The sequence below is a fragment of the Extibacter sp. GGCC_0201 genome (assembly GCF_017566055.1).
In the GTDB taxonomy this organism is placed as follows: Bacteria; Bacillota; Clostridia; order Lachnospirales; family Lachnospiraceae; genus Extibacter.
On sequence record NZ_JABFCH010000016.1, the window covers coordinates 17,922 to 30,408 of the forward strand.

At 51.2% G+C, this 12,487-nt stretch carries 11 protein-coding genes; 10 read left to right on the forward strand and 1 reads right to left on the reverse strand.

All coding sequences use genetic code 11. The annotated features are described in order from the left end of the window. Position 1 precedes the first annotated feature (1 nt). Both gatB and HJV72_RS11575 read left to right on the forward strand, forming a co-directional pair. On the forward strand, positions 2-1,432 hold the full coding sequence (gene gatB / locus HJV72_RS11570; protein ID WP_208071157.1) for an Asp-tRNA(Asn)/Glu-tRNA(Gln) amidotransferase subunit GatB: 1,431 nt from the start codon (positions 2-4) through the stop codon (positions 1,430-1,432). A 32-nt stretch (positions 1,433-1,464) separates the two neighbouring features. Beyond that, positions 1,465-3,300 (forward strand): DUF975 family protein, encoded by a 1,836-nt coding sequence (locus HJV72_RS11575; RefSeq protein ID WP_208071159.1) that lies wholly within the window; start codon positions 1,465-1,467, stop codon positions 3,298-3,300. A 50-nt stretch (positions 3,301-3,350) separates the two neighbouring features. Here HJV72_RS11575 and HJV72_RS11580 read toward each other — a convergent pair whose 3' ends face one another. Next, positions 3,351-4,007 (reverse strand): GntR family transcriptional regulator, encoded by a 657-nt coding sequence (locus tag HJV72_RS11580; RefSeq protein WP_208071161.1) that lies wholly within the window; start codon positions 4,005-4,007, stop codon positions 3,351-3,353. A 288-nt stretch (positions 4,008-4,295) separates the two neighbouring features. Between HJV72_RS11580 and HJV72_RS11585 the strand changes: the two genes are divergently transcribed. From HJV72_RS11585 to HJV72_RS11620, 8 genes are read left to right on the forward strand one after another with little or no spacing between them, the layout of a single operon-like run. Beyond that, a complete protein-coding gene (locus HJV72_RS11585; protein ID WP_208071162.1) occupies positions 4,296-5,132 on the forward strand; it encodes a sugar phosphate isomerase/epimerase family protein in 837 nt (278 codons plus the stop codon). A gap of 12 nt (positions 5,133-5,144) precedes the next feature. Next, complete coding sequence (locus tag HJV72_RS11590; RefSeq protein WP_208071165.1) at positions 5,145-6,209, forward strand: transaldolase family protein; 1,065 nt, start codon at positions 5,145-5,147, stop codon at positions 6,207-6,209. A gap of 22 nt (positions 6,210-6,231) precedes the next feature. Further along, entirely contained in the window at positions 6,232-7,350 is a 1,119-nt protein-coding gene (gene iolN / locus HJV72_RS11595; protein ID WP_066573579.1) for a 3-dehydro-scyllo-inosose hydrolase, read from the forward strand. 23 nt (positions 7,351-7,373) lie between these two features. Further along, on the forward strand, positions 7,374-8,168 hold the full coding sequence (locus tag HJV72_RS11600) for an enoyl-CoA hydratase-related protein (RefSeq protein ID WP_066573582.1): 795 nt from the start codon (positions 7,374-7,376) through the stop codon (positions 8,166-8,168). Positions 8,169-8,191: 23 nt separating this feature from the next. After that, a complete protein-coding gene (locus HJV72_RS11605; RefSeq protein ID WP_208071166.1) occupies positions 8,192-9,406 on the forward strand; it encodes a CaiB/BaiF CoA transferase family protein in 1,215 nt (404 codons plus the stop codon). A 19-nt stretch (positions 9,407-9,425) separates the two neighbouring features. Next, complete coding sequence (acrC, locus tag HJV72_RS11610) at positions 9,426-10,574, forward strand: acryloyl-CoA reductase (RefSeq protein ID WP_208071167.1); 1,149 nt, start codon at positions 9,426-9,428, stop codon at positions 10,572-10,574. A 12-nt stretch (positions 10,575-10,586) separates the two neighbouring features. Continuing rightward, complete coding sequence (locus tag HJV72_RS11615; RefSeq protein ID WP_208071168.1) at positions 10,587-11,378, forward strand: electron transfer flavoprotein subunit beta/FixA family protein; 792 nt, start codon at positions 10,587-10,589, stop codon at positions 11,376-11,378. Between the two features lie 13 nt (positions 11,379-11,391). Next, entirely contained in the window at positions 11,392-12,432 is a 1,041-nt protein-coding gene (locus tag HJV72_RS11620; protein ID WP_208071169.1) for an electron transfer flavoprotein subunit alpha/FixB family protein, read from the forward strand. The last annotated feature ends 55 nt before the right edge of the window (positions 12,433-12,487 follow it).

Genomic DNA, 12,487 nt, shown 5'->3' on the forward strand with positions numbered 1-12,487 from the left:
GATGGCAAAACAGTACGAGACGGTTATCGGGCTGGAAGTGCATGTAGAACTTGCGACAAAGACGAAAATCTTCTGTTCCTGCAGCACGGCATTCGGCGGCGCGCCGAATGCCCATACGTGTCCGGTGTGTACGGGGATGCCCGGGGCGCTTCCGGTTTTGAACAGGCAGGTGGTCGAGTATGCCATGGCTATCGGCCTGGCAGTAAATTGTACGATTACGAGGGAGAACAAGTTTGACAGAAAGAATTACTTCTACCCGGATAATCCGCAGAACTACCAGATATCTCAGCTTTATCTCCCCATCGCGAGGGACGGGTATGTGGAGATCGAGACGGGAGGAAGGAGAAAGAAGATACGGATCCACGAGATGCACATGGAGGAGGATGCCGGGAAGCTGATCCACGACGAATGGGACGATGTCTCACTCGTAGATTACAACAGGAGCGGCGTCCCGCTCGTTGAGATCGTATCTGAACCGGATATGCGCTCTGCGGAAGAAGTCATCGCCTATCTGGAGACGCTGCGGACGATCATACAGTATCTTGGCGCTTCGGACTGCAAGCTCCAGGAAGGATCCATGCGTGTGGATGTGAACCTTTCGGTGCGCGAGGCAGGAGCGGATAAGCATGGCACAAGGACAGAGATGAAGAACCTCAATTCGTTCAAAGCAATAACGAGGGCAATCGAGGCAGAACGGCTGCGCCAGATAACGTTGCTGGAAGAAGGGAAACGAGTCATACAGGAGACGCGGCGATGGGATGACAATAAAGAAGCGTCTTACGCCATGCGATCGAAAGAAGATGCCAAGGATTACCGGTATTTTCCAGATCCTGACCTTGTGCCTGTCGTGATTGACGAGGAATGGCTGGAAAGGGTCAAGGCAGACCAGCCGGAACTCAGAAGCGAGAAGCTCGTGCGCTATAAAGAGGAGTTCGATATCCCGCTTTCTGATGCAGAGATGATTACATCGTCAAAGCGGATGGCAGATATATTTGAGGAAACGGCCATCCTGTGCGGTAATCCGAAGAAAGCGGCCAACTGGCTCATGGTTGAGACGATGCGGCTTTTAAAAGAGCATGACATGGAGCCGGAAGATATTGCATTTTCTCCTGCCGGTCTGGCGAAGCTGATTCAGCTGGCCGAAGCGGGAACCATCAACAGTTCGGTTGCGAAGGATGTATTTGAGAAGATATTCGCAGAGGATATCGATCCGGAACAGTATGTGGAAGAGATGGGGCTTAGGACAGTCAGTGATGAGGGCACGCTGCGCCGGGTTATTGCCGGAGCCATAGAGGATACGCCACAGGCAGTGTCTGACTACAGAGGCGGTAAGGAAAAAGCGCTTGGCGCTCTCGTGGGCCGGACGATGAAGGCGATGGAAGGAAAGGCGGATCCCGCCCTCGTTGATAAGATACTGAAAGAGATGCTGTAAGGCATAGCATCAGGCTAGGAAGGTATGTACGAATGATGACAAGAAAAGAGATGAAAAAAGCGGCAAAGAGAAACGTGAAAAGGCATTATATCCTGCTTGTTGCAGTATGCCTCATTGCCGCTTTTCTCAATTCCGAGTTTTCCGGTTCCCTTAACTCGCTGGAGGTAAATGTGCAGGAATCCTCCGGCGGCAGCTCTGGGGATATGGGGAAAGTTGCCGGGCAGCAGGCGGGGGCGATGGATGTGGCCCGCAATCTGCTGGAAGGACGGGAAAAAGAGGGGAAGGAACTATCCCGGAAGATTGAAAAGCAGCAGATCGAGCAGTCGAAAGGGGAGAGCCCTGTACTTGGAAGGAGCCGGGGAGTGCTGGCCCAGGCTGTGAATGCTGTCACGTCCGGCTCGGTGTTCGTGACGGTCATAGCTGCAGTCAATTCCATGGTCAAGTCCCAAGAGATCACGCTGCTTATCTTTATAATATTAGGGATGTTTCTGCTCATGGCGTTCTGGTTCTTTGTGAAAAATATGTATATTGTCGTGTCAAGACGTATCTTCATGGAAGGGCGCTGTTACGACGCGGTCCCGATTCAGCGTTTCCTGTTCCTGCTGCGGTTGAAGAAGTGGATGAGGGCCGCGTGGATCATGTTCGTGGAATTCATGTATAAGTTTTTCTGGATGTTCACGATTGTAGGAGGCATCGTAAAGACATTCTCTTATTTTCTCGTCCCTTATATCGTGGCAGAGAACCCGGATATGACCGCCCGGCAAGCTATCACGCTGTCAAGGCGGATGATGAAAGGCCATAAATGGGAATGTTTTTTGTTCCATCTGTCCTTTGCCGGCTGGTATATCCTCGGCATGTTGACATTTGGGCTCTCTGCCGTGTTCTATTCCAACCCGTATGAGACCGCTTCGTTTACGGAATATTATATCCAGCTCCGCAGACTTGCCAAAGACAAAGGGATTCCGGGAGCAGATATGCTCTGTGACACCTATCTCTTCGAGAAGGCGGGAGAGGATGAGATTCGGTCTGCTTATGTAGATGCGATAGCTGTGCTCGAGAGACCGGCAGAAGAGATGAAGGAACTGAGGGGGATCCGCAGATTTTTTGCGGAACATCTCGGGATACTCCTCTTACCGAGCGAAGAAGAACGGGCATATGAAGAGGACCAGGCCGAACGTATCAGGATACATTCGCTACGGGGAGCTGTGGAACGGAAGTCTTATCCGGGACGGCTGTCACCGGTACCAGAAGTCGAAAAACGCCAGAAAGTAGAGACGATACACTACATGCGCCACTATTCTGTCTGGTCGCTTATCATGATGTTCTTTGTGTTTTCCTTCATCGGATGGCTCTGGGAAGTGAGCCTTCATCTTGTCGAAGACGGGGCATTCGTCAACCGGGGCGTGCTGCACGGACCATGGCTTCCTATCTACGGAAGCGGCGGGGTGCTCATTCTCGTACTGCTCAAGAAGCTAAGAGCCAGGCCGGTGGCAGAATTTGCAGGAATCGTCATCCTGTGCGGCATGGTGGAATATTTTACCTCCTATTATCTTGAACTGACGCATAACGGTCAGAAGTGGTGGGATTACAGCGGATACTTTCTGAATCTGAACGGAAGGATATGCGCGGAAGGGCTGCTCGTATTTGGCATTGGCGGTATGGCATTTGCATATGTGCTGGCGCCCCTGCTCGACAATCTGATTCGAAGGGTACAGATGAAGCTGCTCATACCGGTGTGTCTGCTGCTCCTCTGCGTGTATGCGGCGGATACCGTATATTCTTCCGGACATCCGAACACCGGGAAGGGAATAACGGATTATGAGAGCAGACAGATGATACCTGTACATGTAGAGAAGTCTGTCACGTAAAACAAATAATATCAATTTATACAACAGGGGTGGCAGGAAGCGTTAGGCTTTCATTCCACCCCTAAATAATACCTGTTAAAATGATACCGCTTTGAATTGGCTATGTGCTGGCGCATGATGCTTTCCGCCTTGTTTTCGTTTAAAGATTCGATTGCATCGTAGAGCTGCTGATGTTCCCTGATTGACCTGGTGGCGACGGCACGGTCAGCCTTGACGAAGGCCCGGCTGCTCAACTCGACCAATGTGTTGACCGTATTCTTGAGTCTGTTGTTTCTGGAGGCAGATATGATGCATTGGTGAAATTTCATATCATAGACCATTGCTTTTGGTATATCTTCTCTGTCAAAATTTTCAATACATTTTTCCATCAGATAATGAAGTTCCGATAATGTACTTTCTGAGGCGCGCATGGTGCAGAGCTTAGCAGCCATACCCTCAAGCGCCTCTCTCATCTCGTAAATCTGGAGCAGATCTTCCAGACCCATGTCTGCAATAAAGAATCCTTTGTCCTTCTGGAATGTGACAAATCCCTCGCTTCTGAGACGCTGCAGGGCCTCCCGCACCGGGGTGCGGCTTAAGTCATATTTACCACAGAGCATATGCTCGGTCAGGACAGTATCAGAAGTCAGCTCATTATTGATGATTGCATCTTTTATGCTGAGATAGGCATATTCTTTTTTGGATAATTTCCCGCTAGAAAGTTCCAAATTTTAATTCCCCCTTTATATTATCTGTCTAAAGAATATCACATAAATATATATAGTGCAATAATTAAATACATTATGTATACAATTATATAAATTTAAAATAGAAAAATGTACAATATAATAATTAATATATTGTGAAAATATTACAATATTAATGACGAAAATTAAAAATAACAATGCAATGTATTGACAAAATATAAATACAAAAGTATACTTATTGCATACATATTAAATACAAAGAGGTCAAGAGAAAATACAACGTGTATACAATTGTGAGGAGGGAAATATATGAATGCAGGACGGCAGTTTCGTCTAAGCGTGGCCAGCGCCGTCAGACCGGGAGAAAAAGAGCCGGTATTGCTGACGGAAGATTTCGTGGAGAACATTAAGGAAGCGGCAGCGATGGGATATGAGGGTATCGAAATCCACGTACAGGACCCTGAGGCTGTGGATATCGAACAGATACGGCTTGCATGTCAGGAGAATCATATTGATATATCGGGCATTGCAACCGGTCTCGCTTATGCGAATGAAGGACTGTGTCTTATCCACGAGGATGAGAGAATCAGAAAGAAAGCAGTCGAACGTCTGAAGAGGTTCGCCGACATGGCCGCCCGCCTCGGGACGGTACTTCTCATCGGGAGGCTGAAAGGGGATATCCCTCATATGGAGAATTACGTATATTATGAGCAGATGCTGGCCGGAGGGCTTACGGAGGCTGCGCAGTACGCGTCCTCCAAAGGGGTCTGGATTATGCTGGAAGCAATCAACCGTTACGAGAGCAATTATATGAACCGGGCGGGGGAGATAGCAGACTTTATCAGACGATATCACATCCCTTCGGTTAAAGTGCTCATGGATGTCTTCCACATGAATATCGAGGAAGTGTCTGTCACAGAGAGCATCCGTGAGAACTTTGGAGCTCTTGGCTACTTTCATATCGCAGACAGCAACAGGATGTATCCGGGGGCGGGTCACGCTCCGCTTGCGGAAGTTCTCCGGGTGCTTCAAGATCTCGGGTACTGCGGTTATGTAAGCCTTGAATGTATGAGAATTCCGGACGGCAGGACTGCCGCCCTGGAAGGGATAAAGTATGTAACTGACAAGATACAGGCATTAAATTAAGGAGGACGTATCATGGAGAAAACGCGGATGCAGCAGACTGCTGAGACCGGAATGACGGATGTGTGGAACGATTCCTGTTCCCTGTCGGAGCTTGAATATGCCATTGCCAATGGAGCAGTGGGGGCTACGACCAATCCTGTCATCGTACTGAATGTGCTGAAAAAGGAAATGAATCTCTGGGAAGAACGAATCTGCCAGATGGTGGAGGAGATGCAGGAGGCGACAGAGGACGATATTGCGTGGAAGCTGATTGAGGAGATGGGCCTGAGAGGAGCAGAGAAGCTGATGCTCGTTTTTGAGCGGGAAAAGGGTATGAAGGGGCGCCTGTCCATGCAGACGAATGCCAAATACTACCGCAGCTGTGACAGCATCGTCAGACAGGCAGTACACTTTGCGGGCCTGGCACCGAATATCCAGGTGAAGATACCGGTCACAAAGGCGGGAATTCAGGCGATTGAGGAAGCAACCTACAGAGGGGTCAATATCAACGCTACCGTAAGCTTTACGGTTCCACAGGCAATAGCCGTGGCAGAGGCAGTGGAGCGCGGTCTTAGAAGACGGGAGACGGAAGGGATGGATACGAAGCAGATGACGCCGGTGTGTACGATTATGGTCGGACGTACCGATGACTGGATCAAAGAGGCGGGGAAGGAAGCAGGTGTCCTCATTGATCCAGAGTGCTATGAGTGGGCCGGGGTCGCCGTGGCAAAGAAGGCTTACCGGCTGTACCGGGAAAGAAAGTACCGCACGCGGCTGCTGTTCGGAGCTCTGCGGAATCATTACCATTGGAGCGAACTTACAGGCGGTGATGTGGTGCTGACGATTCCCCATGGCTGGCAGGTGAGAATCAATGAAAGCGATATCGAAGTGAAAGAGCGTATGGAGGATCCTGTGAATGAAAGGTACATAAAGACGCTGCTGGAGAAGATTCCGGACTTTGGCAAGGCATATGACGAAGACGGGATGGGCATCGATGAGTTCGACGGCTACGGCGCCACGAAGAAGACGCTGCGTTCTTTCCTGGAAGGCTATGCAGAGCTTGTCAGCGTCATCCGTGGATTCATGATAAAAAAATAAAATTCAAGAAAGAAGGGAAATTATGATGCAGGAGACAAAATGGTACACCGTCAAAGAGACACCTTCTATCGTATTCGAGGATACGAAAGTAGGAAGAATGAAAAAGGAACTATGGGAAGCAAGTGAGGAAGAGATTGACGCGATTCTGGAAGAATATGAGATTCCGTCACCGTCAGAGCTTGGCAAGCCAGGCTGCTATATCCAGACGACGCCAAGGTGCCGGCAGGTGGAGAAGCGCAGGAAGAATGACATCGTGCTCGTCCCTATCGGTTCGACTGAGAATCACGGGATGCATCTCAACACAGGACTTGATACGTTCAATGCCAGTCAGATCATCGAGGGAGTCAGAAGATACACTGCAAAAAAAGGATGTGAAGTGAATCTTGCGTTCAGCCCGTTGAACTACGGCGGCCACCCGTACCATCACATCGGTATGCCGGGAACAGTCATCATGCCAGACGATGTCGTAAAAGAAAGTGTGGTCGCAATGATGGCCGGACTCTGGAACGACGGCTACCGCAAGATTATTCTTGTCAACAACCACGGGCAGACATGGAATCTGGAGGGGGCAATCCAGGAATTCTGCAAGCGATACCAGCTTCCGGGCATATACCAGCTCGTGGAATGGCACAGGGCAGTGAGGGAATTCTTTATTCCGGTACATAAAAAGGACAGTATGGAGACACATTTTGTGCATGCTGACGAGGCGGAGACTTCCTGTGGGCTGCTGATGTTCAAAGATATGATTGATATGAATGCGGTAAAAGATGCATGGGGAGAGCCGATGCTTCCGGATGGATGGATTGACAAGTCGTGCGATACGCTGCGGCGCGGAGCGACTTGGGCCCAGAGCCAGGGGCATAACGCTATAGAGTGGAAAGCGACTCCGGGCGGGGTAATCGGAACTCCTTCCATCTCTACCCCGGAGAAGGGTAAGCGTCCGATTGCGGCAATCTTAAGATATCTCACCTTGCTGTGTGAAGAGATTATCGAAGCCTACCCGGCAGGGACGGTGCCGCCGGCAGAAAAGGTGACGATGCGTTCCAAAGAAGAGCTGGCACCGTGTCTGAGGGAACCAGGAAGCGAAGGATGGCAGCCCATTGATGCACTGAAGCGGACAGGCTTTTACGAGCATCTATAGACATTGAAGGATGAGGGTGGAATATGGATGGCAGAGAGGATAGATTGAAATACATAGCGTTACAAGTGGAAGATACGGTGGCGACCGTTACGCTGAACCGTCCGGATGCATTAAATGCGCTGGACAGTGGTACACTCCGTGAGCTGGAGCAGGTATTTGCGTACATCCGGGACGATAAAGACATACACGGTGTCATTGTCACCGGTTCAGGCAAAGCGTTCGCAGCAGGAGCAGATATTGCGCAGATGCAGGATTACAAAACCTTTGAAGGCAGGGCATATGCGGGGCGAGCCCAGGATGTATTTGGCCGGATCGAGAGTCTGGAAAAGCCTGTCATCGCCGCCGTGAACGGCTATGCCCTCGGCGGCGGATGCGAGCTTGCATTAAGCTGTGATATCCGTATCGCCTCCGAAAAAGCTGTCTTTGGACAGCCGGAGGCGGCTCTTGGGGTGATACCGTGCTTTGGAGGTACGCAGAGGCTGACCCGCCTCATAGGCCAGGGAAAGGCCAAGGAGCTTATATTTACAGGCAGAAAAGCAGGAGCCTTGGAGGCGCTGGAGATAGGACTAGTCAATAAAGTCGTGCCGCCTGAGCGGCTCATGGAAGAGGCCGTGGACATGATGCGTATCATAACGGCGAACGCCCCCATCGCCGTGCGCCTTGCAAAGACGGCGATAAACTATGGAATGGACGTGGACTTAAGGAGCGGTCTGGAACTGGAGAAGAATCTGGCGGCCATTACATTCGGTACAGAAGACAAGCAGGAAGGGATGAATGCCTTTCTTGGTAAGCGGGACGCAAGCTTCGTAGGCTGTTAGAGAGGGAAAGAGGAGAAGGAGATATGAAGGAACCGTTAGAAGGCGTAAAGGTCATAGACCTTACCTATTTTGTCGCAGGTCCGGGAACAGCCAGGATACTTGCCGACTGGGGCGCGGACGTCATTAAAGTAGAGCCGGCATTTGGAGATCCGGGCAGACATACAGGAGCCGGGATGACCTGTCCGGACAGTGATTGGAACAACCCATTCTACACGACTTACAATGCCGGCAAGCGGGGACTGTCAGTCAATCTGAAGACACCGGATGGTAAAGAGATTATGGGAAGGCTTCTACAGACAGCCCAGGTGCTTGTCACAAGCTACCGGACCCAGGCGCTCAAAAGACTTGGACTTGACTACGAATCGCTGCGGGAAAGCTGCCCTCATCTCATATGGGCTCAGGTGAATGGATTTGGAGACCATGGGCCGGCAAAAGATAATCCGGGATTTGACACGGTAGCTTACTGGGCCAGAAGCGGCGCCATGATGGATATCGCAGAGAAAGACACGAATCCGATCAACCCGCCCATCGCATTCGGAGACAGCGTGACGAGCTGCAGCCTTGCAGGCGGCATCTGCGCTGCCCTGTATAGACAGCAGAAGACCGGCTTGGGAGGAAAGGTGGAAGTATCGCTGTTCGGCCAGGCCATATGGAATGTAGGGGCGCTCATCGCTTCCACACAGTATGAAGATGTATATCCGAAGTCGAGAAAGGAAGCTATCTCGCCGGTAATCAATTCGTATCAGTGCAAAGACGGCAAGTGGATCTTCTTGAGCATCCTGGAGCATGAGAGATATTTTGGCACCTTGTGTACGGAAGTGCTCGGGCGTGGGGACCTGGCGGAAGACGAAAGGTTTGCCGGGATGCTGGAAGCGAAGAGGCATGCTGCCGAGCTGATTCAGATATTGGACGGGGAATTTGCCCGTTACACGCAGGACGAGATTGTGGACAGGCTGACGAAAGCGGACATCGCACATGAACGTATCCAGCACGTGAAGGATGTTCTGAAAGATGAGCAGGCACTCGCCAATCAATATCTAATCTGCCGGGAGAACAGAGACAAAAGCCACAGTCTGTACGCGTCCACACCGGTTCACTTTGACGAGGCAGACATACGTACGCAGTGCGACGCCCCTCTGATAGGGCAGGATTCAAGAGAGATACTTGAAGAACTTGGATATAAAAGGGAAGAGATTGAGGCATGGATAGGGCAGGGAATTGTTGCTGCACCTGTATGACCGGGCACAGGAGGAGATTATGGATTTCAAGTTGACAGACGGACAGGAGATGCTGAAGCGGGTGGTAAGGCAGTTTACAGAAGAAGAGATAGAGCCGCTGGCTGCAGAGATAGACAAGACGGGGCGGTTCCCTGCAGAGACATTTGAAAAGATGACGAAGCTTGGACTGACCGGCATCGGCATCCCGGAAGAATATGGAGGGAGCGGCGGTACGGATATCGAGAAAGTCATTGCCGTATCTGAGATTGCCAGGAAATGTGCCGCTTCGGCCGCAATCTTGTCGATACATTCGATTTTTCCGCAGGTACTTTTACAGTATGGGACAGAGGAACAGAAGAAAAAGTATATCCCGCCTGCCACAAGCGGCGGCATGGTAGGGGCGTTTGCCCTGACAGAACCGGATGCAGGTTCGGACGCCGGCGCCGCAAAAACAACGGCAGTGCTTGATGAGAGTACCAATGAATATGTACTCAATGGGACGAAGTGCTTCATCTCCGGCGGCAGCCAGGCAGGAGCGGTGCTCGTATTCGCCCTGACGGAGCCCGAGAAGGGTACGAAAGGCATGAGCTGCATCCTCGTGGAAAAAGGCACGCCTGGATTCACCAGCGGGAAGGTAGAGGAGAAGATGGGTATCCACGCATCTGAGACAGCAGAACTTATCTTCGACAACTGCAGGGTGCCAAAAGAAAATCTAGTCGGCCAGGAAGGAAAGGGATTCCGTATCGCCATGTCCGCACTGGACGGGGCCAGAATCGGTGTGGGCGCACAGGCGCTCGGTATCGCCGACGGCGCTCTTGAGGAGGCCATACATTACGCGAAAGAGAGAGTGCAGTTTGGAAAGCCAATCAGCAGGCTGCAGGGCATCCAGTGGTATATCGCAGACATGGCTACAAAGACAGAGGCAGCCAGATGGCTTGTATACGAAAGTGCATGGCTGCGGGCAGAAGGCAGACCTCATACGATGGAGGCAGCTATGGCGAAGCTGAATGCCTCTGAAAACGCCAGATACGTGACGAATCTTGCGCTGCAGATACACGGAGGTTATGGATATATGAAGGACTATCCGCTGGAGCGGATGTACAGAGATGCCAAGATTACCGAGATATATGAAGGAACCTCGGAGATACATAAGGTCGTCATATCAAGGGCGCTTCTGGGCCGGCAGTAATAGGAGGAAGAGATGAAGATAGCGGTATTCGTAAAACAAGTGCCTGATACGAACGAAGTACGTATCAATCAGGAGACGGGAACTTTAATCAGAGACGGGGTTCCAAGCATCATCAATCCCGATGATAAGAACGCCCTGGAGGCGGCCCTCAGATTAAAAGAGACGTGTGGCGGAACCGTCACTGTCATCAGCATGGGACCGCCGCAGGCCGCCGGCGCATTAAAAGAGGCTTTGGCAATGGGGGCAGAGGAAGCATATCTTGTATCTGACCGGGCGTTCGGAGGCTCTGATACGTGGGCAACGGCTACGATACTTGCGGCAGCAGCCGAGAAGACGGGGCCTTACGACGTCATTATGTGCGGGAGACAGGCGATAGACGGCGATACGGCTCAGGTAGGCCCTGAGATTGCAGAGTTCCTCGACATTCCACAGGTAACTTATGTCAAAGAGATCCGTCCGGCTGAGGATGGATTTGAAGTCATCCGTTATACAGAGACGGGTGATTACAGATTTAACGTAGCTCCTCCTGTGCTTTTTACTGCGGTGAGGGAGCTGAATACCCCGCGCTACCCGGGTGTCAAGGACATTCTACGCTGTTTCGATGGAGAAGAAGTGATAAGAATCCTTACGCTTCAAGACCTGCCTGTAGATATCACTCAGATTGGAATCAAAGGTTCTCCCACCAATGTATACAGATCCTTTGTTCCGGTGAAGGAAAAGAAGACGCAGATGCTGGCGGGAACGGACGTAAAGGCAACCGCCGCACAACTGGCAGACAGGCTTCACGAACAGAAGCTGCTATAGGAGGAAGACACACATGGCTAGAGCAAAAGTGAATCAGAACAAGAATCTGGAAACATACCGGGATATCTGGATTATTGTGGAACAGCGGGAAGGTAAGATACATCCTGTGACGACAGAGCTCATCGGAGAAGGAAGACGGCTGGCAGATCTGTCCGGCAAGAAGCTATATGCGGTGGCTGCGGGATATGGAATTGAAGAAGAGCTGGAAAAGCTGCTCCGGTATGAGGTCGACCAGATACTATATATCCGGCATCCGCTCCTTGAGACATTTTCAACGGACGGTTATGTAAAAGCGATTGCAGGACTCATTGAGAAGCTGAAGCCGGAGATTGTCCTCTCAGGCGCCACAAGTATCGGGCGGGATATTACACCGAGGATTGCAGCCCGTGTCGGTACAGGGCTGACGGCCGACTGCACGAAGCTTGATATTGATGAGACAGACGGAAAGCTGCTCATGACACGCCCTGCCTTTGGCGGCAATCTGATGGCTACCATCGTCTGTCCCAATAACAGGCCGCAGATGTCGACCGTACGGCCAGGAGTGATGGAGAGGGCGCGCGTCAGAGAACATGCTTATGGAAAGCTGGTGGAAGTGAATCCGGACCTTTCTGCGGATGACATACGCGTCCGGTTCAGAGAGACGATAAGACGGGAGAAGAAAGCGGTCAATCTTACGGAGGCGAAGGTAATCGTATCCGGAGGCCGGGGCGTGAAGAGCGAAGAAGGCTTTCGGCTCATTCGTTCACTGGCAGATGCTTTAGGGGGAGAGGTAGGGGCATCCCGTGCTGCCGTAGAGGCAGGCTTCATAGACTCGGGACACCAGGTCGGGCAGACCGGGACGACCGTAAGGCCGGAACTCTATGTTGCCTGTGGAATCTCAGGGGCAATCCAGCACCTTGCAGGCATGGAAGAATCTAAATGTATCGTCGCCATAAACAAAGATCCAAATGCACCGATTTTTAAAGCGTGCGATTATGGAATCGTCGGAGATTTGAATGAAGTGATACCGGCTCTGATTGAAGAGATAAAGAGCAGAGAGGCCGCCGGCGTCTGATATGCAGCAGATGGAATAAACTGGATTAATCATGTGCTACGTACAAAGATATAAT